Source organism: Parashewanella spongiae, assembly GCF_004358345.1.
GTDB classification, from domain to species: domain Bacteria; phylum Pseudomonadota; class Gammaproteobacteria; order Enterobacterales; family Shewanellaceae; genus Parashewanella; species Parashewanella spongiae.
In genome coordinates, this window is record NZ_CP037952.1 from 2,343,803 (window position 1) to 2,368,669 (window position 24,867).

Sequence of the window (24,867 nt, forward strand, 5' to 3'; positions counted from 1 at the left end):
CTAATTTAATTAGAGCTCAATATGAAGGAGGAGAAAATTAAATTTGGGGTTTAATTTAAATAATTAAAGTAAACAAGTATTAGTTAAAAGTTAGCAAGCCAATAATTACTTTCATAATTCATATTTAAATGATGGCTTCGCTCAACATTAAGTAAGTGAGTAGTAAAATGACGAGTCAAACAAATAATCTTCAGGGTGAACAATTAGTTGATGTTCTGAATTCAGAGATCAGTGAAACTACAACAAATGATATGATTGCAACCTTTGTTGCAAAATATCAAAAGTTTTTATCTCAAAAATTAGTAGAAGCACGAACAAATAAAACTGAAGTAAATATTACTTCAAATGATTTGGTGTCATTGCTGACTGATGCGGCTACAGAAGTAGGAGTTGAAAACGGATCGGCAGTAATAAATGAACTTATTGAAGATCCAAGTATAAAAAGTATTCTTGATTCATTTCTAGCAGATCCATCGACGTCTGCTCAACAAGAAAGTGATAGTTTATTAAAAGACTTTGATGATGTTGTTAATTTTGAAGATAACGTAGATGTTTCAAATATTGACACTTCAGAATTTAATACAACGGCACTTGATTTTGCTCAAACTCAATTATCATCATTGGGAAGTATTGCATCTGGCACCTATTCAGAAATTGGAAATGCCAAAAGAGGGTTAGTAAGCCACCAATATAATAAGTATCTAAATATTCTAAAAGATCCTGATGTTGCAGATACATTTAAAGATATTGCTTTTGAAAAAATAGTGAGTGACACAGGAACGCTTAGGCATTTAACGCTTTTAGCTAGAGATTCTAGTGTTGATTTAAATTATAGAGGTGCGGCTTATCGAACAATCATGGCCAACTTCAAACGTCATGGTGTAAAAGACGGAATTCTTAATACAATAGGGTCGAAAGTATCAGATACCGTTTATGATAGTGAAATTGTTGGTTCAGATGTTCTACAAAAAATAGGTAAAAAAATTCTAGGAGATACTCCTCCTGAGTGGCTTTATGAACGCTCAGGAGACTCACGAATTGTAGGGGCATCAACAGAGCTTGAATTCGTAGCTACTCCAGTTTCCGCACTTACTGGTATCGGAACAGGGGCTGTTAGTGCTGTAAGTGGAATATATGGTGCAGCCACAAGCGGCTTACTTGCAACAGAGGCGCAAGGCCATGAACGAGCACAAGCAATTTTAGGATCTGTTGCTGGAGGTACAAGCTTTTTAAGAGGTATTTATAGCATAACAGATACCATTGCAACTCAAATAGCGAAACGAGGTGGAACAGGTACAGTAACTAAGGTTGCTAGTTTTCTTAGCACAACGGCAACGAAAACGGCAGGAGGATTAACCTCAACATCTAGGCTTACAAAAGCTGCATCAGGGTTTGGTATCGCTGTGGGTAGTGCGTTAGCAATCGGAACAGGTGTAACAGCGATTACAATGGCATCACTTGATGCTGATGCCGCTAGACGTAGCGGCAATCATGGTCGTGCAGCAATGTACGGTATTCAGGCAACATTAGACTCAATTGGACTTGTGCTTGATGTAGTAAGTTTAGTTGCTGACTTCTTACCGCCAATAGGCACAGTAGTGAGTGCCGTTTTGGATATTATTAATCTTGGTATTGCCGGTTTAAGCACTTTATTTGGCGCATTAGCGGATCTTGTTGATACTCGTTCCGATGAAGAAAAATCAGAGCAGGCTCTTGATGCATTAATTGCTAGTGAAGCATTTACTCAACAAATAGATTCTTTAGCATCAGATTTTAAAGAGCAAGGTTATGATGTTTTTGAATACATCGTAGATGCGGAAAATACAGGAACAACTGAAGGGGACGCTGACGGTTCAGAAATTGACAGAACGATTACTCGATATCTCACTGACGAAGCGCAAAGGTTGAACGAAGATAATAATGCTCGAAAGGCTATCGTTGATGCATCTTCAAGTGGACGAGAGCTTGATGGTGGCAATAAGGATGATTTTATTGATGGAGGCCAAGGAGCTGACACCATTCGTGGACATAAAGGTGACGATATTCTTCGGGGAGGTTCAGGACAAGATAGCATCTTCGGCGGAGAAGGCGATGATGATCTATCAGGAGGTTCGGGCGCAGACTCATTGTTCGGCGGTCCAGGAAACGATACGTTAAGGGGCACACCAGGAACTGACCGCATTATTGATGGTGGAGAAGGCGATGATACATTTGTTTTAGAGAACCTCTCATCAACACTCTTCCCTGTACTGAGATACAGTCACGCAGATAGAATTAAAGTTACTCAACAGTCAAGTAGCGGAACTTCACGCCATAGCAGTGGTTTTTCAGAAATTTTCACATTAATGGGCAGTGAAATCAATCTACAAGATGAAAAGGCTTATTACCGCTTTACTCCTGACTTTAAAGCCTTACAAAAACATGGACTATTAGATAGCTATAGTTTCAATGGTACTGGCGATAACAAAGTTCGCGGTCCTATTGTGCAAAACGCAGATCGTTTACTAGGATTGGACTCTCAACATTGGACAGAAATTGGCTCAGGGAATGCGATATACGATGTGGCTCAAACCGAAAAGCTACAAGTTTTATATACACATCAAATTGATAGTCGCGGTAATATTGTTGGGCTTAAATATCAAACGGATATCAAAAATTCAAATTTAAGAAACCAGAGAAACACAAAACAATTTTTTGTAACAGATGGTGCGGATATCTTTGTTGCAGTAAAACAAGGTGATGAATTAACTTGGTTTAACACAGGTAAAACCGTTCAGCCAATTCTTGCTCATTACTCAGATACATTGTTTGATGATGGGTTTGATGGTAGAGCAAAAATACGTGTCTCTAGGGGAGGACGTACCTATAACATACAAAACCCAGATTATGGTTCTATCAATATCAACCCCACACAACTTCTTGCTTTCATCATTCATAATGGATACGTAGGTACAACTATTCAAGACGTTGAAACTATTATCGCTGATACCGATGGCACTTATCGCGAAAACCATGCGCTGAATGCAAATACAGTAGTTCAAGGTTCGAATAAAGATGAAGCAATTAGGATTAAGTTGGACTCTACTGTCAATGCTGCAGGTGGGAATGACACAATTGTTATCCAAGATGCTAAAGGCGATATAACCCAACGACTTTCTGTTGATGGAGGTGCTGGAGAGGATACCTTAAGAATTAATAGCGGTTCTGACGTTACAGTTACACTTTCGGATCCTGATTCAGATTCTACGAGTTCCAGTTATATTACTGGAGTGGAAAATATCATGTCTGACAGCGGCAATGATACCCTCACAGGAAATCGGTTAGCCAACGTAATTGCTGGTAGTGAAGGAAATGACACTATCAATGCAGGAGATGGTAACGATGTTATTTCAGGTGGCATAGGTTTGGATACCATTGATGGTGGTTTAGGTAGTGATACTTTAAATTATTCACTTGAAAATAATACTACCCTTAATGCTTCTGGCGTTAGAGTCTCTCTTGAAGACGGGGAAACTTACGACAATGCTCATCACTTTGGTGAAGGTTTACTTGACAGGTTTGAGAATATTGAAAATGTATTTGGTACAAGGTTTAACGATAGGATTGTAGGTGATAGTGCCGATAATACTTTAGGTGGTGGAGCTGGTAATGACAGAATTTTTGGACATGGCGGCAGTGACTTTTTATTAGGTGGAAGTGGTGATGATACTTTAACTGCAGGATATGCAAACGAAACCACACCAATTACAGAACAAAAAGCCAGCTACTTTTCGGGTGGTTTAGGAAGCGATACTATAATTGGTGATGGCGGTGGTGACACTGTAAGTTATAGCATTGATAAAGAAGACGCCAAGCTAGCACATAGAATTATCTTAGGTGAAGAAGGCGTATATGGCAGTACCCAGTCAAGTTCAACATTGCAAACGTCAAGAACTGGGCAAGCAGTAGATCCTGTGGCAACCCGCAGCCAATTTACTGATAATGATAAGTTATTAAATATCGATAATGTTATCGGTGGTGAAAAAGATGACTATATCGTCGGTAATAGTCAGTCAAATGTTTTAAATGGTGCTGATGGGAATGATCGAATCTTAGCTGGAGAAGGGGCTGATTCAGTTTACCTTAGTTCAGGTAATGATGTGTTAAGTGGCGGTGGAGGTCAAGATACTCTAATTGTTGATACCAAGAAACACGCCCACTTTATTGATTTAGAAGAAGGAACCGCACGTAATTCCGCAAGCTTTGCCGAACGATATTCAATTGACGGCTATACAATAGGAAAACTGAAAAAAGGCGATGTTGTAACCATAGAGCTAACGAATGATGATGGTTCTACTTACTCAGAAGATTTTACTTTAAAAGGCAACTTAGCAGCTTGGGCTTGGCCAACATTTATAAACCGACAAATTAATGAAAGCTCAACGCTTTCAAAATTCATTTTAGGCACTCAATTAAATTCCGGTTACCGAGATTATGTGACACTACTAAACAATTGGGAGGGTAGCGGCGTTCGCTTGTTGATTAATGGTGAGGATAAGTCGTCAAAGCTTTACAGTATAAGTTCAAAGGCTTTACCTAAAGAATCTGCGATAGCTTCATTAGACTCATTTGAGTCAGTTGATGCATCTCAAACCAATAGACATGCGGATATAAGAGGAACTCAAGGCGATAATGTCATTAAGTCAGGTTCTGGTAGTGACTATTTGGAAGGTAAAGCAGGAGATGATCAATTATTAGCAGGCGCAGGAGATGACACTGTATACGCTGGAGCAGATAACGATTCGATACTTGGTGGAGCAGGGCGAGATAATCTCTATGGCGAAAGTGGCACTGATCTAATACTTGGTGGAGAAGGTGACGATAATATTTTCGGTGGAACAGAGTCAGATGTTCTATATGGTGGTCTAGGTAACGATGTAATTAAAGGCGGTGAAGGGAATGACTATCTCTTTGCAGATGGTGGTTCAGATGTTCTAAAAGGTGGTGCAGGTGACGATACTTATACCATTTTTGAAAACAGTAAATACAGCCATATTGAAGATAATGAAGGCAAATCAAACCTCACCTTTGAAGGTATTCGTAAACAAGATATAGAAATTCAATTTACGGACAGCACAAGCCCGACAGGCCATAACAACCAAATGTATTTTGTGGATAGACACTCAGGCAACGTACTTGTCGGTATAACGTTAATTAGATCAGTTGAAGAGTTAGTCCACTATCAAAATGAGTCGAATGTATTTAACCTTTTGGTTAAAGCTAACTTGAGCACTCTTGGCACTGTTTCTTTTTCAGATGGCGAACTCAGTGGAGCAGATTTACACAGCTTCATTGTAGAGCAAAGCTTACCAGCAATAGAGCGCTTAAGTTGGGATCAAGGAGCTCGAACATTTGGTATAAATAATCCAGCAGAAACGCAAGGAGATCAAAGTTACACCTTCACAGGTGGTAACCTGCAAGTGCAGGATATAAATGGTACTGACAGCCTTAATGTAGAGAACCTTGATCATGTCAGCTTTTTTAGAGAAGGAAATGATTTAAAGATTTTTGATCTAGATGGCATTGGGCAGTTTGACTCGGCAAAAACAGACCATTCAATCACATTGCTTGACTACTTTGGAGAGGGTGAAATCGAATCGATTTCGCTCACTGAAAGCAATCAAACCTTATCTTCAGATGATGTATCTCGCCTTGTTCAAGCCACATCTCAGTTCTTAGCTGAACATGGTGTTTCTGATATTGGTTCAGCAGATATTAGTGAATATAGAGATGAGTTGATCAATTTAACAACTACAACACTCGGATAAAAATAATAACGATAAGTGGGCAAAGCGATTTGCCCACAATAAAAAGGGTTAATTATGAAAAAGTTTAAAACAGCGCTTTTAGTTGGTGCAATGGCAGCAGTCGGTTTGATAATGCCTCAAGAGTCAATTGCTGCTCAGAAAATTGACAAGTTAATCGTGCTTGGTGATAGTCTTTCTGATGATGGTGGTGATAACTCAACTTGGTATCTGTTAAAAACATTAAATGGTCAGACAGGTGAAGCAGGGCTTCAACATATGCAACCTTGGGTTCGTTCTTGGTTGTCTGAAACCATTCCTGGTTATGAATGGAGTTGCAGTTGGTCATGGGTTCCATGTAAAACAACTGAAAGAACAGCTCTCAAAGGTGTTATCAAATTATTAAGTGCTTCAGGAGCCGTACCAGTAGCACCTGCAGAACATTATGATAATGGTCGTTGGAGTAACGGCCCAATGTGGCCTGAGTACCTTGCTGGAAAAATGGGTATCTCAGTTAGCGATAAAAACCGCTATCGGAATATTTCTCATGCTGGCGGCTGGTCTTTGTGTGTTGGTGATAAATCATTAAGTATTAGAGACTTAACTGGTGATATTGCAACAGTTGCACAAAATATGGTTAACGGTAGCTTGATCCCACCTTGTTTAAAATTGATGGCTAAAGGTTACAACTATAAATATGGTAACTATGGGAAGAACGACCTTGTTGTGGTCTTTTTTGGTGGTAATGACTACTTGAATCGTTTTCAAGATCCAGCTCGTGTTGTAGCGGCTCAGCTCGAAGTTATTCAAGATGCAGTAGAGAAAGGTGCGAAAAACATCGCTTGGTTAAATATGCCTGATATCTCACAAACCCCTCGTTTTTTAACTGGGGGCGCTCAAAACCATGCTGAAGAAACATCAAAATTGATTGAAACACACAATGTAATTCAGAAGGCATTTGGTAGTTTGTTTCAAATATTTTATAAACAACAAGGTGTAAACCTCATCAATATTGATGCAAACAAAATTTTCAGGGATATCTTAGACAACTCTAGCTCGCATGGATTATTTGTACTAGATAGACCTTGTTCAACAATCCCTGCACCGGGTTTAGATGACATTGAAATTGTAGAAAATAATCCTAGTTTCAATGCCATCAATGAAATGGCTGAACCTAATGGTGGAATTTGTGAAAGCCAAGATGAATATGCATTTTGGGATGGTGTGCATCCGACTACAGCAACACATCGTATTATTGCTGATAAAGCCTGTGAAATTTTAAAAGAAAAAGGCTATCAGTGTAATATTTAAATTTTAACTCAAGTTTCGGAGTTCATTTTTAGCTAAAATCATGGGTACTTTCCAGTAGAAATAGCCTCTTGGCGTAATGTAAAAGTATCCATTTGCAAGACTTGATTAAAAAACGAGGTCACTTCTTCGTTGATTTTATTCAGTATGATTTCGCTTTCTGTTGTTGATAACGAAGAAATACTAGAAACTGCATCGCTGATCAAAGCCTTAAATAAGCCCCATAATTTACAAGCAAAATCTAAATTTTGTAGACTGTCGCAAAACAGGTTTCTTGAGTCACAGACTTTGCTGTTTTCATCATTTTGCTTCGCATGCAGAAGCAAGCAAAACATCAACCCTTTTAGATGAATTGAAGCAATATAAGCACTGTAATGACGACTTTGCTCACTCAAAAAGCCAAGATGTTGTTTGGCTTCCTTGAACCTAGAAACATCAGTTGACTGCGTTCTCAAGCGTAGAAAAAATGGCTGATAGTAAGGCGTAGCTTACAGCAAGTAGTTATTCTACTTGCAAAAGTTACAACGCAGATAGCAGTCATTTTAGCAAGCTTGTGAGCGTAGAGCACTTCACTCATTGGGTGAAAGCCATGATGATAAAATCATCGTATTGCTCAAACAGTTACTCGTATACTCAGCGTTCAACTGATGTTTTTAGGTTAATCCAATTCGGCTCAATCTTTGCCGTTTCCGCTAGATTCAACTCAACGACAATGGACTTTGTTTGATAAGGCAACCCTGCTAGTTTTTGCCATCGCCCTTTTACTTGAGTTTTGAATAGTTCGGCGGCACTGCACTCTGATTTATCCGCCAAGCGGTACTTCATTTTGTTTTTTTCATTCGGAAAATAGCTGTCAAATCATGCTCAAGCGTCATGCTGATAATAGGCTTGGTGGCAAACCAAGAGTCTGCAAGAAAATAATCAACTTCAATACCTACTCCCAGAGCACGTTTAACCATACCTGCAACCATAGCAGGCTTAGTTTAAGCCACAGATTGCTTGTAACGTTTAGCGACTGTTGAGCGTTCATCTTTAAATTTACGGGTTAGAAGGTTGTGCTTTGGTTTGACTGATGAAGAGTTCATTATCCAGTGGGACAAATTGACTATCAGAAGCGTAGCCAAAACTCAGTACTTGCTGTCCCATAACACAACGCCCTGTTAAACCTAAATAAATCGGTTGAACGCACAATTTAGCTTTAATCTATTGAAGTTAAATACAAAATAAACAACCCTAATTCACCCATCAGGTGAGTGCTGAACATTCATATACTTGTCAAAACCACCGCTAGCTGCGTTATAAATTATGCAAGTAGAACCACTACTTGCTGCTATTCATGCCTTACTAACAGTAATTTTTCTGCGTATATGAACGGTCACAACCGATTTATTTAGGTTAAATGGTCGAAGTGGCTGGATACTCCGGGCATTTTCTTACCACGACGTTGTTTTACTGAATCATCGACAACAAAAGCTCTGACTTTACTCTTGCCTTCCTGTTTTATGAGTTTTTTAGCGGTGTAAAGTTGCAGTTTTCTCCAATTCAAGTCTTCTCGGTTGAGTAAATCATAAAGCACATCTTTCTTAGGGATGTCGCAGTTCAAATAATACCAATTTAAATTTCAACGCTTAATTTGTCATACCTGCGAACGCAGGTATCCAGCGACTTGTGCCCAAATTAACCAAAGACTCTGGACTCCTGCATTCGCAGGAGTGACGATAAAATTGGTATACATTCTTCCGCCACGTCCCTTAGCAGAAGAAAAGCTGAGTAGCGACTCTTTGGCAAACATAGATATGGTATCAACCTTCAACCAAACCCAAAACATTAGCAAATAAACGACTTCGGTTGCTTCAATACCCGAGCGTTTACTAAGCCGCAAGATGCTAGCATTGAAACAAAGCCAAGCTGTTTCCATGATGTGCTGAACGAATTATCAATTTGAATGCCTGAACGCTGTAAAAAATTAGAAGTAAGGGATGGTAGAGAAAGTGATTTTATGTCAATATTTGTCTGAGAGTTGGTGTGTTTTAGTTTTTGTCTAAGTAACAAGATTATAACACATTAACCTCCATATTTTCTTTATATATCAGCAAAATACGCTCACCTTATTATTGAATTTGAACTCCGAAACTTGAGTTATAATATTCCTTCACGTTGAGTATAAGAGTTTTTAAATGCAAGCATTTTTAGAGACAGTTACAAATTTGCGGCTACCAAAGGGCGCTTGTCGCTTATTTCATGGTCGCGGCGGTCTTTTTCCAGATTGTGAGCACCTTTGTTTGGATTGGTTTGCACCAGTCTTGTTATTAACAAGCTTTAAAGTTTTGGGTGAAGAAGAATTACAAACAGCAATTTCCGCAATTAAGCAGCGTTGGAAGCAAGTAAGTACAGAACCGCTGAATTTGGTTTTTCAGTTTCGTTCAGGGCTGGGCACTCAAACTCAATTAATTACTGGTGAAATACCAGAATCACATATCGTTACAGAAAATGGCGCGCAGTTTCATATTCATTTGCTTCGAGGTCAAAATCATGGATTGTTTCTTGATATGGCGAATGGGCGGCAATGGGTTAGAGAGCATGCTGAAGGGAAAAAGATTCTTAATTTATTCTCCTATACGTGTGCCTTCTCTGTTGCGGGAATGCAAGGTGGTGCGAGCTCTGTCGTTAATATTGATATGGCAAAAGCTGCACTTGCAATTGGCAAACGAAATCATCACCTAAATAATTTAGTTAGTAATGTGAGTTTCTTGGGTCACGACATTTTTAAATCGTGGGGAAAGCTTAAAAAGAATGGTCCTTACGATATGATCATTGCCGATCCTCCTAGTAATCAAAAAGGCTCTTTTGTTGCGACTAAAGATTACGTCAAACTGTTAAGAAGATTGCCTCAATTAATGGCTGATGAATGTGAACTTCTGTTGTGTTTAAACGCTCCTGAGTTACCTGAGTCATTTTTAAAAGACCAAGTTTCTGATTGTGTTCCTGAGCTTAGTTTTATCCAGCGGTTGAAAAACCCATGTATCTTTGCAGACATTGACACTGACAAGTCATTGAAGGTGTTGAATTACCGACTTGAAAAGTTGTAAGTCTTTCTGTTTCACTTTCATGTTTTGTGAGGCTTTTGGTTTTAACTGCGATTAGCTCGCTTTTTAGAACAATCAGTTCTGTAAGTTTTTCGTAAGTTTTGTGTGTGAGTTTGGTATAATTCATTTGCACAGTAGATTGTTCAAGTATGGCTAAATGTCATTTGTTAACACGAAAAATAGACATGCCTTTGTACACCTACACGAATTCTTGTAATAAATAGTGGAGTTGATGATGGACTTTAATGAATACGAAAGCGCATATTACCAAGTTAAAGATGATGTGATTGACTCTCTACCAATCGAAGTTGAAGATGATGTACTTTTTGACTAGTAGTCCATTCAAGAACAAATAATGACCGAATGGTTATATCCTAACAACTCCTGAACACAAGAAACACTGGAGTTGTTATGAGGGTTAAATACCACGTTCGTTTGAGTAATGAAGAACGTTCAATGCTTGAGGCTTTGATAAAGCAGAAGAAACCACGTGTTGCTCAACATAAGAAACGACACGCCCAAATTTTACTTGCTATTGATGAGAATAATTCGCCACTGACCAATCAACAGATTGCTAAAGCACTAAACATCTCACCACTTGCAGTAACGAGCCTTAGAAAGCGTTTTGTCGAAGAAGGATTAGAAGTCGCTGTGAATAGCAAACACAGCCATCAAGGCCGCAGACGCATAATGGATGGCGAAGCCGAAGCCCACCTAATTGCACTGGCCTGCTCTACGCCTCCTGAAGGACGTTGCCGTTGGACATTAAATCTTCTTAGAGACAAGATGATTGAACTCAAATATATCGATAACATATCAAGAACTTCTGTTCATTATGATGCTTTAAAAAAAACGAACTTAAACCATGGCTTAAAGAAGAGTGGTGTATACCTAAAGAGGAAAACGCTGCTTTCGTGAGTGCTATGGAAGATATATTAGAACTCTATAAACTTCCTTACAATCCTAAGCGTCCTTTAGTATGCCTTGATGAAACCAGCAAACAACAAGTTAAAGAAGTTCGCAATCCGTTACCCTTAGTTTCAGGTTATCCAGAGCGATACGATACAGAGTATGAGCGTAACGGTGTCAGCAACCTGTTCATGATATTTGAGCCTTTAGCGGGCTGGCGACATGTTGAAGTCACTGAACACAGAACGGCCATTGATTGGGCTCATCAAGTAAAAGCCTTAGTAGACGGGCGTTATAAGGACGCTGAGACAATTGTATTAGTTGAGGATAACTTGAATACTCATACACCGGCTTCATTTTATAAGGCCTTCGAACCAGAAGAAGCTCGTAGGTTGATCAATAAAATAGAATTTCATTACACGCCAAAGCACGGAAGTTGGTTGGATATGGCTGAAATTGAATTAAGTATCTTGAGCAGGTAATGCTTAAACCGAAGAATACCCGATCAGGAAACACTAAATACTGAAGTCGAAGCCTGGGTTACCGAGCGTAATGAGTCCAAGGCTAAGATGAACTGGCAGTTCACGACTGAGGAGGCACGTATAAAATTAAAGAAACTTTACCCCGTACTCCCAGAGTAAAGTGAGCCTTTTAACAGAAGTTCACTGATTAACGAAATCCAGTTACACATTCGTTAATCAAAGCATGAAAAGCTAGAATCCTACTGACTTGCCAAGGGGTGGGAGGAGGTGTTTTGTTCAGATATCACTTATTTGTCAATTGATTGTGAACAAAAGTTAAGTAAGAGTTTAAAACAATAAATATCGATATATGATTCTTAGCTCTCCTATGACTATGGTTTACCAGAACAGCTTTAACTGTAGAATTCATATGAATGGACTACTAGACGCTAGCAAAATTACTTCTTTAGATGCAAATAAACCCCGCTGTAATCGTGCGGGGTTTATATTTTGTGCAAATAGAAATTGATAACTACAAAATCAATTCATAGCGATTTAAAATGAAGTCAAGTTCTTGATATTGGCTGTGATAGCTAAAGCCTAGCTTTTTTAACACATTACTAGAGCCTGTATTATCAACGACTACATCACCCAGAATTTGTTCTAAACTCATATGTTTTTTTGCATATTCGATACAGGCTAACCCAGACTCAGTGGCTAGGCCCTGTCCCCAATACTCAGGTAAAAAGCGATATCCAATATCGGTTGCTTGCACAGTAGAGCGAGTTTCAAACTTAAAACCAGTAAAACCAATTACTTTGCCAGTTTCTTTTAACTCAGTTGCCCACCTTGCATAGCCATATTTTTGATATTCATACAGCCAAATTTCACGGATGATTTTTTTGGCATCTTCAATTGATTTAAGACAATCATCACCGGTAAATCGATTCACTTCATTATTGCTATTAAACATAAAAACATCTTCAGCATCTTCAAGTGTGAACTCTCGAATAATAAGACGTTCTGTTTCTGTTATAATCTTCGTCATTTTTTTCCTTGTTTATACCAATTACAGTCTTTAACCTCTCACTCAGCAAGAGCTAAAGGATTTCAGTGCAAGGCACAAGCTCGAAATACTATATTCCCTACGGCTGCCATACAAAGCTGGCATTCAACGCACTTAGTGCTTTTGTTGGGATAATTCAAGTGCTTGTAGCGCAGTAATGTAACTCTTTAGTCTTGCCCTTCGGGAGCTTGTATGTGCTCACTTTGGTTTATAAAGAATACTTCTCAAAACAGTCTTGACGTAGCAATGTAATAACGACAGCTTTGTATGTCGGTAACAACTATGCCTTCATCAACTTCATTTGCACTTTGAGCACATACATAGCTCTGAGTTGAGCATTTAATTACTGTAATTGGTATTGTTCTCGTTTTTATTGACTTCAAGCTGTATGCTACAGAAATAAAAAAATCATAACAGATACAGTTTTGTGACAAATAAACCAGTACAGATAAATGCTAAATTTAAATATCAAAAACTCGTTGATGAAATAGTCGTTGCTATTGAATCTGGACTATTAACTGGGAAATTACCTTCAGTACGAAAAGCATCAAAAGATAGAAGCGTAAGCATATCTACAATTTCACAAGCTTATGCGGAACTCGAGAGGTTAGGGTGGATATTTTCAGAAAGTAAGCGCGGCTATTTTATTCATCAAACTCGAAATGAAAATAGCAAGCCACAATATGGCCATGATATCACTAGTATAAGCAATGGACGAAGTCTTGCTGAGTCTGTTCAGTATTCTTTAAATGATCCAAATGTGTTTCCTTTATCATCTACAGCGCCAAGTAGTGTGCTTGATAATGAAAAGGTTCTAAATCGATTATCAAAAAAAACTTCAAATAATAGGGTCTTCCAAAAAAATCTAGAAGAGCCAATAGCAGGTTTACCTGAATATCGACAAGCGTTAAGCCGATATTGGTTATCGCAATCTTTGTTGCTTACTCAAGACCAAATCATAGCCACTCACGGTCGAAATGAAGGTTTGTTAACAGCATTACTTGCTATGAATAAGTCAGGTAAGGCTGTAGCGGTTGAATCACCAACAAGCTTTTATTTTCAAGCTGTAATATCACAGCTTAATTTTGATGTGATTGAAATTCCTCAACAGCATAATTATCAAGATGAACTGATGCTGTTAGAGCTTGCTTATTCAACACATAAATTTGATTGCTTAGTTGTTAATCCTAGTTTTAATGATCCCACAGGTAGGCTTTTGTCCAAAGGAGATAAACTTGATCTATTGCATTGGGCTTCACGGAATCAGGTTACTATTATTGAATACGATAGAAGTGAACTGTACTTTTCTTGCGACAAACCTTCAAGCTTGGTTAATTTAGCCATTAATCATTCGATTGATAATCTGAGACTCATTAGCATTGGAGACTTTTTTGATACTTTGTCCCCAACCTTAAAATTGGGTTATATGGTTTGTCTGAATTGTTTTCAAGAATGCTTACTTACAAGACAAACAACTCTAGAGCCTGTTAATCTCCATATGCAACACATCATTACTGAATGCTTGGAAAGCGGACAGTATAGTAAGTTGTTAAGAAACCTACGCCATCAATTAAGAATTAATTACATCAAGGCGAATACTATTTTTAGTGAGCTTCTTGAGTTAGGGACATATATCAGTCAACCAAATGGCGGGCCGTGTTTGTGGTTTCAGTTACCGAAAGGTGTTTCCAGTCATGGATTGTGGGAAATGGCTATTAACGCACAGCTTTCGATAGCTCCGGGGACTGTATTTTCATTTTCTAATAATTTTGAGGACTTTTTTAGAGTAACGTTTGCTTTGCCATGGGATGATTCAATGGAGTCAGCATTAATTAAACTAACCAAGCTCACGAAGGACTTTGTCAAGTAATCATCTGATTCTTTCAGGTAAAAGTTCAACAATCACCCAACTGTCGTCTCTACGTTTGAGCCGAAGGGTACGATCATCTACCCAAGGGGAACCTCCTTTTAACCCTCTGAACTTTACTCTGACAGTGACATCTTTGGTGAGCCGCCTAAAAAAATCGATGTCGATATCTTCGATTTCAAATTCTACGTCAGTCATGGATAAACCGATCACATTTCTTTGTACAGCAGAAGCTATATGATAATGATTGAGTAATTGTTTTATATCAGAAGTAACAAACTGAGTTGATTTTTTAATATCACGTTCAATGTAAATAGAACTAAAGAACTTTATGGAAATATCTTCCGGTGAACCTTTTTCGACTTGCTGGGGCCCACAACCACTTACAATCAACGTAAGTATGATTACTATCCATTTCATTAATGATACCGAAGCATTTTCAATTGTATTCATACTTTATATAACACGGAATGTGCTATAGCAACATTGACCAGTCAAAAGTTCGAATAATCAGTAAATTATGGTGTAGAAAATGAACAGGTAATTAAATTATACAAAAAAGAAAAAGTTATCCACAAAACCTGTGGGAAACTTTGTTGATGACATTATATAAGTTATGTAAGCAACTAATGTTGCAGGCTTTAAACGGTTGGTTGAATTTTGAGCTGTAGTTAGCTTGCTGTAAAAAAGGCCTAAATAAAGTTTTATCGTGTAGCGATTTTATAACATTATTTCAATTAATTTGTAGTTTTTCATATTTTTATTTGAATATGAATAAATCTAACTTGCTTGTTGGCTTGGTACTCAATAAGATCCGCTAGTTTTCCGTCAGAGTATGTCTCAATGTTAAAATTTTCACTTTCGGCAAGTTCAACTCAATTAGTTATTAATGTTCTCGACTTAGTACTGTCACGGGGTAAACCTCTTGACAGAGCTTATTCAGAGTTTTTTTCTGGGCAGCGTCTTGAAAGTGAAGAGTTAGCACGCATCACAATCGTTACTGGAGATATACTAAGACGTCTAAATTTATATTGCTATTTAGCTTCTGTTGAACCAGAGGAGATAGAACGCTTAGGCTCAAGACTGCTTAATGTGTGGCACCAGTTCCACGACTTAGAGTTACCGAAATTAGAATATTCATTACCTATTGATCAGAAGGAATATGCTATCCGGTTGGAAGAAGCTAAACAAAACGAAGCACTTTGGGACGGCTGTCCTGAATGGCTGGATGAACTTGGACAAAAAAGTTTGGGTGATAGCTGGGCCGCTGAGCGAAAAGCGCTCACATTCATGCCTAAGCGTTACTTAAGAGTCAATGAATTAAAAGGTAATCGAGAAGAACTAGCTACGGCTTTACTCGCTGAACATATCACAACAAAACAAGTTGATGGTGTTGATAGCGCTTTGGAAGTGACTTCTAACTCTGCACTATTTCGTAGCGAAACTTTCAAAAAGGGCTTGTTTGAGCAACAAGATGCAGGTTCACAGCTAGTGGCTGCTGCAGTTGATGCACAGCCCGGCATGAGAGTTATTGATGCCTGTGCGGGTGCTGGTGGCAAAACGCTTCATATTGCGGCTCAAATGCAAGGTAAAGGGCGGTTACTCGCTATGGATGTTGAACAATGGAAGTTAGACGCATTAAAGCAACGGGCTCGACGAAATGGCGCTCATAATGTTGAAACACGTATCATTGCTAGCAGCAAAACCATCAAGCGTTTGAAGCTTTCTGCTGATAGAGTGTTATTGGATGTGCCTTGTTCTGGACTTGGTGTATTGAAGCGCAACCCAGATGCTAAATGGCGTGATACTTCAGAGCGTCTACCTGTATTAATCAACTTGCAAAAAGAAATTTTACAGAGTTACAGCCGTATGGTTAAGCCTGGTGGAATTTTGATTTATGCGACTTGCTCAATCATGCCACAGGAGAATCGTGAACAAGTTGATTTATTCTTAGAAAATAATTCAGATTTTAGACTTATTGAAGATGAAAACATCTCACCAGCTAAAACTGGATTCGATGGCTTTTACTTAGCCAAATTAGAGCGGGTTAGTTAATGAAAATTGATAAATTTCACTAAAAAATTCAAGTTATCATCAATTCTCATGCTATGGAGATATTGAATTAAAGTAATTGATATGACTACAGAATCGTGCACCGACACCAAACTCTGGATGTCGGTAATGGTTCAAGCTCAGAAGTACTGTCAGAGCCTAAACCTGATGTTTTACTCGACAATTCTTTGTATCCAACTTTCTTATGAAGCTCTTTATCAAGAATCAAACACAAATTTAGCTTTTGGAGTTTTGAAGCAATTTCTAATGCTGTTGAGTTTTCGTTTAAATCATTGTGAATTGTTGGAATAGGTGAATCTTCTTTAGATATTGCTTTTAGCCACTTAATTGCGGAACTAAAATCGGTAAGAATTCTTGTTAAGTCGTATTGTTCCTCAGGTATTAATTGAATTAAAGCAATTTTTAGGTGTAGAAGCGGAGTGCTCTCATCTATAGTAGAAATTAATAGGGCTATTGTAGATAGTGCAACTGGAAATTGTTGATATAAACACTTGAATGCATCTAATGACATTCGTTTTGGAGGCGTATAAGCTCTTGAAAGCAATTGTTTTAAAGGGAACACTAGGTCAGGCTCATTAGGGAATACATTTTCAATAGCGTTTAATAGGCAACCAATATTGGTATGAACATTTTGATCGACGCCCTTTGTATCTGGCGATTCTGTAAAGAAAATCGTATCAATTTCACTTTCGTTTCTTAAATAAATCCTTTTATCCACGGTTGTCTTGGGTTCAAGAATTAATATTTTGATTAAATCTCTTCGATTGAATTTCATGGCAAGCTTCATGAAGGAAGAAACTTCTTGATCAGTTTCGTATTTATGAATGAGCAATCTTGCTTGACAACTTTCTGATTTCATTAACGAAATTATACTGCTAAATTGTTTGAATATTTTTTTAAAATATACATGATCACTTTCACGTTCTGGTTCCATGCAGAATGGCACCAGCATTACAGCCATTTTTTTTCGAAGTTCTAATGGTAATTGTTTGAAATCTGCACTGGTCAATATCGTCGTTAAATTTTCTAGCAATGAAGGTAACTGTCTATATATTTCTTTAAACAACTTTTCACTAACAACACGAGCACTTTCAAGTACGCAAACTTCAAAATGGGTAAAAATTGAAGCAATGTAGTTTTCATTTGGGAATTCATCTAAAAAATATGTTCGCAAAGTTTGAATATCTTGCTTTAGTTTTGAATTTATAGATTGGAATTCGTCACTCTTGATAAAATCGCGGATAGTCGGATAATGCGTTGTAACAGACATTTGAGACTGACTAGGGTTAAGGTTTTTTCTTTCAAAAAGATAGGTATTAGGTATTGCTGATTCGAGAGATAGTGACATGATTATAAGCACAAAAATTCAGTTTGACATATTTAGCCTATTCAATTAGTTAATTATTATTCATTTTAGATTTGAGGTATTAAGCATGGCCAGAGCATGCGCTCGTCATATTTTAGTAAAGACGAAACAAGAAGCTGAAAAGCTGATGAAACAGCTTGAGAAAGGGGCTGACTTCGGCAAGCTTGCTAAGCAGTATTCGACTTGTCCATCAAAAAAGCGTTTCGGGGATTTAGGTGAGTTTGGGCAGGGTGATATGGTCAAAGCATTTGATGATGTTGTGTTTAAAAAGCCAGTATTAGAAATTCACGGTCCGGTAAAAACAAAATTCGGATTTCATATTATCCAAACTGTTTACCGGACTTAGGAAAGTTGCGGAAGAAAGTATAACGATTAGTTCTCGTCACTCCAGCGCAGGCAGGAAACGAAGTAACGACAGTTTTGTATATCGCTAGTCTAGGGTCTGTTGATCTTTCAGGGTCAAATTTTGTGCTATTTGAGCCTTTATCTGTTCAAGGCGTGAGCAGTGATGCTTAGCCATCTAAGTGGGTCACAACACAGAACAGTGAATGCTCAAAAGCATCGAAAAAAGAGAGAGCGTAAATTGGTCGCTCTTTCTAAATAAAAGGTGCTGCGTTATCGTTTTCTTATTTGGAAACGAAGTAACGACAGTTTTGTATGTCGATAATAACCAAACCTTACAAACTCTGCCTTGCATAAAATAACCAATTTATCGCTGCAAAAACAATCACGAAAGATCAACAGACCCTAGTGCCTTTGCTTTTTTCTATAAAAGTCACTGGATACCCGCCTTCGCTGGTATGACAATGATTGGTACTTTCTAAATAGCTAGATCCCTTAGCAAATTTATCGAGTTTCTTTTTTGATTGTATTTAACAGGAACTCGGCAAAATTGTCCCCGTTGTTTTCAAGCATTTTCGGGAACATAGAAATAGGTGTCATACCAGGGAAAGTGTTAATTTCATTTAGTAGAATGTCATTTTTGTCAGTTAAAAAGAAATCAATTCTGGCTAAATGTTTCAATTTCATTCCGACAAAAGCTTTGATTGCGAGTAAACGAATTTTGTCGGTAATTTCTTTACTTAATTTTTTAGCTTCGATATCTGTGCGAGCTTTACTATTTTCTGAATATTTCTCATCAAAATCGTAAAACGTGTTTTTATCACAGATAATTTCACCAGGAAGTGAAGCAACGACCTCACCATTATGCTCGTATACCGCGACTTCCAATTCACGTGCAAGGATTGTTTTTTCAACGAGTACATATGGCGAATATTGAAAAGCTTGTGCAAGCGTATTTTCAATGTCATTTTTATTTTCTACTTTGTAACAACCTACAGAAGAACCTTGGCTTGATGCTTTTATAAAAACAGAGCCCCATTCGTCAAACGCTTTTTCAGTTGTTTCAATTGTTGCTTGGGTGTATTCAGATAAGAATAAGTAAGGGGTATTTGGTATGCCTAACGAGGTGAACCATTGTTTTGCGGTTACTTTATTAAAACAGCAAACACTGGTTTCTGCGCTTGCACCCAAATATGGAAGGTTGAGAAGTGTTAAGAATGATTGTATATCACCAGTTTCGCCAGGAAAACCATGAAAACATGGGATAACAAAGTCAATATTCCAATTAAGTTCGTTTTGGGTTTGATGTTGCAAGTAGCCTTCATGAGTGATTTGAAAGACATTACCTTCAGTATCGCTGTATTGACCTTTTGCATCTAACTCTAGTTTTTTAAGACTGATTTCAGGCTGAGTTTCGAGGCGTGATTGGATGTACCCTGCAGAAATAAGCGATATATCATGTTCATCACTGCCTCCACCACAAAGTAAAAGCACATTAAATTTTGACATTCTTGCCCTAGGTTATAAAAAGAAGAGTATTGCCCATGTTAGACAGCAACAAGGCTATCTATCAAGAGCTGTAAGCGATTTAATTGCCTAAGTGTTGAAGTTTAAAGCAGAGATTATTTTTTTTATTATGTTTATCCTAAAAACATCAGTTGAACGCTGAGTATATGAGTAGCTGTTTGAGTCAATAAGATGACTTTATCATCATGGCTTTCACCCAATGAGTGAAGTGCTCTACGCTCACAAGCTTGCTAAAATGACTGCTATCTGCGTTGTAACTTTTGCAAGTAGAATAACTACTTGCTGCAAGCTACGCCTTACTATCAGCCATTTTTTCTACGCTTGAGAACGCAGTCAACTGATGTTTCTAGGGAGCGCCACGAAGCGCTTTATTCTGTTGCGGGATTTGTCTCAACGTATACGCAGCCAAGCGATTACATGGCCATAAACCAGAGACAGCAACGTTATTATTTATAATAAGTCCATCAGGTTGAAACGTACCTGACGGGATAATTACCAGTTCATCCCGAAATCTGACGGGCATGCATAATGGGTAACCGCTATGACATGAAGCCCTGTGACAAAGGCCTTGAATAAAGGTTGAGATGCAATGTAGGCCGCAGCATCAAGCGAATTCAGTTAAGCGTCGTAAATCAAAAAATGAAGATGGGGAGTCTTTCCTAGTTGACGAACCCTGACACAAACAGAGAAGCAACTGGTAAATGCATCTGTTTGATCTTCCGGCGTAATATGAAGTGGCATGTATTGAAGGAAATAAAGTGAACGTGGGAGAGCCTGAGTGTTGGAAGGTAGTGACTTGCACTATCCGAATATAAGGTAAACCGAAATTTCAGATAGGGCGCTCAGGCAGTCGGATGAGCCCATAGTACCGTTAACCGTGAAGACAACATAACTTTACATCAGGGAAGGGGCTCAGTGTTACACCCGTTTTTTAACGTAACTTTTGAGGTGAAATTGCCATATGGCTAACACTCCAGTAAATATCAGAATATTACAGCGAAAACTTTACTTACGCTCAAAGCTTAACTCGGAGCTTCGATTTTACAGCTTGTACGATAAACTCAGTCGCCTAGATATACTCGAAGAAGCCTATCGACGATGCAAAGCCAATAAAGGCGGAGCAGGAATTGATGGCATCACATTCAGTTATCTAGAGCAGCAAAAGAAAGTCGTTGCGCTGTTAAAAGAAATTCAAACTCAATTACAACAGAAAAACTATCGACCTAGCCCAGTCAAACGAGTAGAAATACTCAAAGACAACGGCAAAACGCGGAAACTTGGGATCCCGATAATCAGTGACAGAATTGTGCAAATGGCGATGACAATAGTGATGCAACCCGTCTACGAACCTCATTTACATGAACACAGTTATGGTTATCGTCCATGTCGAAACGCCCAGCAAGCGGTAAAAGTCATTGAAATGAGCCTAAAACAAGGCTATCAGCACGTACTTGATGCTGACTTGAGCGCCTATTTCGATACCATCCCGCACGCTAAGTTGATGGCAAAAATAGAAAGGCGAATAAGCGACAGCAGCTTTCTGAGTTTGCTGAAAAGCTTTATCAAAGCGCCCATCAGCGTAGAGACGGTCAACAGAAAATGGCGAATAGAAGCAAACCGATGTGGCACTCCGCAAGGCGGAGTTATCTCTCCACTACTGGCTAACATCTATCTCAACGATTTCTGTTTGAAAATACACGAAAAAACACCGTGTAAAATCGTTACCTATGCAGATGATTTTGTTGTACTTCATAAGCAAACCTACACACAAGAGCAACTGGACTGGATAACACAGCAATTAAGTGATGAAGGTCTGAAGCTAAATCAAAGTAAAACCCACTGTGTGGATATGGGAAAGCTGATGAATGAGTTTGATTTCCTCGGTTTTAACTTTCAACGGATCACAGGCCTCATCAAAGGCACCAGTTACATCAAGATAGAGGCGTCTAAGAAGAGCCAAACAAAGCTGAAAAATAAAATCAGAGACATAGTGAAACACCGAACCTCAAATACACTTGGCGTACTGATAAATAAGGTTAATCAAGTTCTGAGGGGATGGAAACACTATTTTGGTGGGATAGGTTATCCCAGAGGTGTATTTTTCAGAATAAATGGATTTGTAGTAAACCGGTTCTATCGCTGGCATCGTCGCTTAAGTCAACGTCGAAGCAAGTATCTATCACGAGGTGCTTACGAAAAATTACGCCAAGCTGGTCTTGAGTATTTACCCACGACAAGATGATAAGCAAAGTGAAGGGGCCGAGAGAAGTGTAACAACAGAGCCGTGTGAGGGAAAACCTCATGCACGGAATCGAAGAGGGGCTGCTGGATAAGCGATAGCGAAGCCAGTAGCCTACTCTACTTTATTAATCGATGCTCTAATTTTTTTACTTGTTACTCACAATTAGTACGTGATTTTCCAGATTTATTCTTGCATTCGTCGCCTTTACAGCCTTCGCGAACTAATGATGCTAATAGATAAGCCGCTGCATCTAATTCGTTGCATCGGTGACTTTTATCCTAAATAAATCAGTTGAACGCACAATTTAACTTTAATTCATTGAAGTTAAATACAAAATTAAGCAACCCTAATTCACCCATCAGGTGAGTGCTGAACATTCATATACTTGCCAAAATCACCGCTAGCTGTGTTCTAAATTTTGGAAGTAGAAACGAAGTAATACCAATTACAGTAATTAACTTCCCACTCAGCAAGAGCCAAAGGATTTCAGTACAAGACGCAAGTTTGAAGTGCTATCGGGATAATTCAAAAACTTGTAACGTAGTAATGGAATTCTTTAGCCTTGCCCTTCGGGAGCTTGTATGTGTTCAAATTACTACGCAAAATTGTCTCAACGTAGCAATGTAATAACGACAGTTTTGTATGTCGGTCATAACTATGTCTTCATCAATTTCACTTGTACTTTGAACACATACATAGCTCTGAGCTGGGAATTTAATTACTGTAATTGGTATAACGACAGTTTTGTATGTCGGTAACCACTACTTGTTGCTTGGCGATGCTTGCAGTTATTGTGTTCCTTTTCATTCTTATTTATTCTTTAACTAGCGCATATAATTGATTCATTACTTTGGATTAGTTCCATAGCTTTTCACCAAGGCCAGAAGCTCTTTTGGTCGCGTGTTCAACAGCATGCTCAAAAACTTGTCGAGAGCCTAAGCATGAAAAATGCGACTTAGCTCTAGTTATGGCTGTGTAAACAAGCTCTTTCGTTAACAATTGCCATTGCGCTTGACTCGGTTTAGGCTGCAAGACTAACGCGACACGTTCAAACTCGCTCCCTTGGCTTTTATGCACAGTCATAGCAAAACAGGTTTCATGCTTTGGCAAACGAGCAGGAAGCACCTTTAACACCGACCCATCAGCTTTAATAAAGTGTACCATTAACCTCTTAGGTTGAGCAGAATCTTGCAAAATAATGCCGATATCACCGTTAAAAAGTCCAAGGTTATAGTCATTGGATTTGATAATAATTGGTCTACCAAGGTAAAACTCTTGTTTAGCATCGATAAGTTTTCTTTTTGTTAGAATGTCTGCCATTTGCTGATTAATGCCTTCTACACCATAATCGCCAGCACGAGATGAACATAGAAGTCGATAATCATTAAATTTATCTATGATGCCAATAGCAGCTTCATCTCCTTCACCCATTCCGACAGTGTAGGCGACTTTGAGTTGCTGAATGAGTTGTAAATAAGGGCGATAATACTCGACAGATTGATTAATTAAAGTAACAAGGCCAATATTTTCTTGTTTGTTTGCAGATATAATTCCGTGCCCAAGCCAAGCGAGTTCGTCATAATTCTGTTGCCAAACACCTAAAACTTTAGATAAGTCAGATTGATTGACTGCAGTGGCTAATAAACCTATGCCTGCATCGCCTTTAAATCTATGACTGTGTTGTAGCATGCACAAACTGTCTCCAAACGGAGTTTTATCATCAATAAACCCAGTTAATTGGGTTTCAGTTAATTCTGATAATAAGTGAGCTTGCTGAGCCGAATATCGCATCCGCCATGGTTGCTCTTTACTTGTTGGATCCTGTAAGCCTGCACAAATATCAGCTAAAACTGCTCCTGCTTCGACTGATGCAAGCTGATCTTGGTCTCCTAATAATATGAGTCGAGCATGTTCAGGGAGAGCCGTTAAGAGTTTATGCATCATTGGCAAGTCAACCATTGAAGCTTCATCAACGATCAATAAATCTAGACGTAACGGATTGTCTTTATTAAATCTGAATCGATGAGAATCTGGAATAACACCTAATAAGCGGTGCGCGGTTGAGGCTTCTTCTGGAATTTCTTTTATCACTGATAGATCAATGTTATCAGCCTCAAAAGAAAGCTGCTTAGCAAGTCTTATTTTTGAAGCTTTAATCGACTCACTGAGTCTTGCAGCGGCTTTTCCAGTGGGAGCAACCAAACGAATTGTCAGTTTTTGGTTTAAAAGGAGCAATAATAGAAGCTTAGTTACTGTTGTAGTTTTCCCTGTACCCGGACCACCGGTAATAACGGCCAGTTGCTTAGTGATTGCGGTTGCTGCTGCAATTTTTTGCCAATCTATACCTTCAAGATTATTAGGAGGAAAAACAAGTGAAAGCTGCTGTTTAAGTTTTTCCTTTTTAACTTCTAGTGTAGGCCGAGATAAACGAGTCAGTACGTCACTGACTTGAGTTTCAAACTGGTGATAACGCTGGAGGTATAAGCGGTTTCCGTCTATGACGAGTGGGGTTTGTGCTTTAGTTTCTTTGTTAAATTGACTAATCGCAGTAAATGATAATAAGGCCGATACTAGTTCAGTTGGTTGAATATTTATAACGCACTGTCTAGGAGACTCATTCATTGGATTAGAATGTTCGATTTGGTCTAAAACAAGGCAGCTATTTTGGTTTGACAGCTGTTTGCTCAATAAAGCACAAATGAAAATGAAAAATGGATCACTTGTATTGTGCATTTTTGCCATTTCGACAGCGAAATGTCTGTCTAATGCCGTGAGCTGTCCTTGTTGCTCCCAATACTTGAGAAGTTCGGGCATAGGTTTGTTTGTGTGGATCATGT

Annotated in this window: 17 protein-coding genes and 1 pseudogene; 8 read left to right on the plus strand and 10 right to left on the minus strand. The window is 38.5% G+C overall.

Translation table 11 applies throughout. The features are described 5' to 3' along the window. Positions 1-167: 167 nt before the first annotated feature. Together E2I05_RS08990 and E2I05_RS08995 are read left to right on the plus strand one after the other, a co-directional pair. A complete protein-coding gene (locus E2I05_RS08990) occupies positions 168-5,807 on the plus strand; it encodes a calcium-binding protein (protein WP_121852869.1) in 5,640 nt (1,879 codons plus the stop codon). A gap of 54 nt (positions 5,808-5,861) precedes the next feature. After that, entirely contained in the window at positions 5,862-7,094 is a 1,233-nt protein-coding gene (locus E2I05_RS08995) for an SGNH/GDSL hydrolase family protein (RefSeq protein ID WP_121852870.1), read from the plus strand. 38 nt (positions 7,095-7,132) lie between these two features. Here the strand turns inward: E2I05_RS08995 and E2I05_RS09000 are convergent, their stop codons facing one another. From E2I05_RS09000 to E2I05_RS22210, 5 genes are all read right to left on the minus strand, one after another. Beyond that, complete coding sequence (locus E2I05_RS09000) at positions 7,133-7,426, minus strand: hypothetical protein (RefSeq protein WP_145964469.1); 294 nt, start codon at positions 7,424-7,426, stop codon at positions 7,133-7,135. A gap of 298 nt (positions 7,427-7,724) precedes the next feature. Beyond that, on the minus strand, positions 7,725-7,916 hold the full coding sequence (locus E2I05_RS09005) for a hypothetical protein (protein WP_121852872.1): 192 nt from the start codon (positions 7,914-7,916) through the stop codon (positions 7,725-7,727). Continuing rightward, positions 7,913-8,050 (minus strand): hypothetical protein, encoded by a 138-nt coding sequence (locus tag E2I05_RS22000; RefSeq protein WP_165905455.1) that lies wholly within the window; start codon positions 8,048-8,050, stop codon positions 7,913-7,915. Before E2I05_RS22000 ends, E2I05_RS09005 begins: the two co-directional genes overlap by 4 nt. Positions 8,051-8,481: 431 nt before the next feature. Continuing rightward, a complete protein-coding gene (locus E2I05_RS09010) occupies positions 8,482-8,694 on the minus strand; it encodes a transposase (RefSeq protein ID WP_243641052.1) in 213 nt (70 codons plus the stop codon). Between the two features lie 33 nt (positions 8,695-8,727). Continuing rightward, positions 8,728-8,973, minus strand: coding sequence for a hypothetical protein (locus E2I05_RS22210; protein ID WP_179952739.1), 246 nt, complete (start codon positions 8,971-8,973; stop codon positions 8,728-8,730). Between the two features lie 295 nt (positions 8,974-9,268). Here E2I05_RS22210 and E2I05_RS09020 point away from each other — a divergent pair, with 295 nt between their 5' ends. Continuing rightward, positions 9,269-10,180, plus strand: coding sequence for a class I SAM-dependent methyltransferase (locus tag E2I05_RS09020; RefSeq protein WP_121852873.1), 912 nt, complete (start codon positions 9,269-9,271; stop codon positions 10,178-10,180). 408 nt (positions 10,181-10,588) lie between these two features. Then, positions 10,589-11,727, plus strand: a pseudogene (locus E2I05_RS09025) (IS630 family transposase). A gap of 352 nt (positions 11,728-12,079) precedes the next feature. Here the strand turns inward: E2I05_RS09025 and E2I05_RS09030 are convergent. After that, positions 12,080-12,595: a GNAT family N-acetyltransferase gene (locus E2I05_RS09030; RefSeq protein WP_121855033.1), complete on the minus strand. Its 516-nt coding sequence runs from the start codon at positions 12,593-12,595 to the stop codon at positions 12,080-12,082. 445 nt (positions 12,596-13,040) lie between these two features. Between E2I05_RS09030 and E2I05_RS09035 the strand changes: the two genes are divergently transcribed. Continuing rightward, a complete protein-coding gene (locus E2I05_RS09035; protein ID WP_121855034.1) occupies positions 13,041-14,483 on the plus strand; it encodes an aminotransferase-like domain-containing protein in 1,443 nt (480 codons plus the stop codon). Here E2I05_RS09035 and E2I05_RS09040 read toward each other — a convergent pair whose 3' ends face one another. Beyond that, the gene (locus E2I05_RS09040; RefSeq protein WP_121855039.1) at positions 14,484-14,900 is read right to left on the minus strand and encodes a hypothetical protein; all 417 of its coding nucleotides are present in this window, start codon (positions 14,898-14,900) and stop codon (positions 14,484-14,486) included. Positions 14,901-15,323: 423 nt separating this feature from the next. Here E2I05_RS09040 and E2I05_RS09045 point away from each other — a divergent pair, with 423 nt between their 5' ends. Then, positions 15,324-16,535 carry an RsmB/NOP family class I SAM-dependent RNA methyltransferase gene (locus E2I05_RS09045; protein WP_121855035.1) on the plus strand — a complete coding sequence of 404 codons (1,212 nt, stop codon included), beginning with the start codon at positions 15,324-15,326 and terminating at the stop codon, positions 16,533-16,535. Positions 16,536-16,620: 85 nt separating this feature from the next. Here the strand turns inward: E2I05_RS09045 and E2I05_RS09050 are convergent, their stop codons facing one another. After that, positions 16,621-17,901: a hypothetical protein gene (locus tag E2I05_RS09050; protein WP_121855036.1), complete on the minus strand. Its 1,281-nt coding sequence runs from the start codon at positions 17,899-17,901 to the stop codon at positions 16,621-16,623. Positions 17,902-17,986: 85 nt separating this feature from the next. Between E2I05_RS09050 and E2I05_RS09055 the strand changes: the two genes are divergently transcribed. Continuing rightward, a complete protein-coding gene (locus E2I05_RS09055; RefSeq protein ID WP_121855037.1) occupies positions 17,987-18,265 on the plus strand; it encodes a peptidylprolyl isomerase in 279 nt (92 codons plus the stop codon). 500 nt (positions 18,266-18,765) lie between these two features. Here the strand turns inward: E2I05_RS09055 and E2I05_RS09060 are convergent, their stop codons facing one another. Beyond that, positions 18,766-19,770, minus strand: a complete 1,005-nt coding sequence (locus tag E2I05_RS09060) for a D-alanine--D-alanine ligase (protein ID WP_121855038.1) — start codon at positions 19,768-19,770, stop codon at positions 18,766-18,768. Positions 19,771-20,749: 979 nt separating this feature from the next. On the opposite strand from E2I05_RS09060, the gene ltrA reads away from it, so the two are divergent. Beyond that, positions 20,750-22,030 carry a group II intron reverse transcriptase/maturase gene (gene ltrA / locus E2I05_RS09065; RefSeq protein ID WP_133309582.1) on the plus strand — a complete coding sequence of 427 codons (1,281 nt, stop codon included), beginning with the start codon at positions 20,750-20,752 and terminating at the stop codon, positions 22,028-22,030. Positions 22,031-22,885: 855 nt separating this feature from the next. On the opposite strand, the gene recD is transcribed toward ltrA, so the two are convergent. After that, positions 22,886-24,865: an exodeoxyribonuclease V subunit alpha gene (gene recD / locus E2I05_RS09070; protein ID WP_121853487.1), complete on the minus strand. Its 1,980-nt coding sequence runs from the start codon at positions 24,863-24,865 to the stop codon at positions 22,886-22,888. Positions 24,866-24,867 lie beyond the last annotated feature (2 nt).

Coding starts and splice junctions, on each gene's coding strand:
- E2I05_RS08990 (WP_121852869.1), top strand. CDS start 168: ATGACGAGTCAAACAAATAATCTTCAGGGTGAACAATTAGTTGATGTT.
- E2I05_RS08995 (WP_121852870.1), top strand. CDS start 5,862: ATGAAAAAGTTTAAAACAGCGCTTTTAGTTGGTGCAATGGCAGCAGTC.
- E2I05_RS09000 (WP_145964469.1), bottom strand. CDS start 7,426: ATGTTTTGCTTGCTTCTGCATGCGAAGCAAAATGATGAAAACAGCAAA.
- E2I05_RS09005 (WP_121852872.1), bottom strand. CDS start 7,916: ATGAAGTACCGCTTGGCGGATAAATCAGAGTGCAGTGCCGCCGAACTA.
- E2I05_RS22000 (WP_165905455.1), bottom strand. CDS start 8,050: ATGGTTAAACGTGCTCTGGGAGTAGGTATTGAAGTTGATTATTTTCTT.
- E2I05_RS09020 (WP_121852873.1), top strand. CDS start 9,269: ATGCAAGCATTTTTAGAGACAGTTACAAATTTGCGGCTACCAAAGGGC.
- E2I05_RS09030 (WP_121855033.1), bottom strand. CDS start 12,595: ATGACGAAGATTATAACAGAAACAGAACGTCTTATTATTCGAGAGTTC.
- E2I05_RS09040 (WP_121855039.1), bottom strand. CDS start 14,900: ATGAAATGGATAGTAATCATACTTACGTTGATTGTAAGTGGTTGTGGG.
- E2I05_RS09045 (WP_121855035.1), top strand. CDS start 15,324: ATGTTAAAATTTTCACTTTCGGCAAGTTCAACTCAATTAGTTATTAAT.
- E2I05_RS09050 (WP_121855036.1), bottom strand. CDS start 17,901: ATGTCACTATCTCTCGAATCAGCAATACCTAATACCTATCTTTTTGAA.
- E2I05_RS09055 (WP_121855037.1), top strand. CDS start 17,987: ATGGCCAGAGCATGCGCTCGTCATATTTTAGTAAAGACGAAACAAGAA.
- E2I05_RS09060 (WP_121855038.1), bottom strand. CDS start 19,770: ATGTCAAAATTTAATGTGCTTTTACTTTGTGGTGGAGGCAGTGATGAA.
- ltrA (WP_133309582.1), top strand. CDS start 20,750: ATGGCTAACACTCCAGTAAATATCAGAATATTACAGCGAAAACTTTAC.
- recD (WP_121853487.1), bottom strand. CDS start 24,865: ATGATCCACACAAACAAACCTATGCCCGAACTTCTCAAGTATTGGGAG.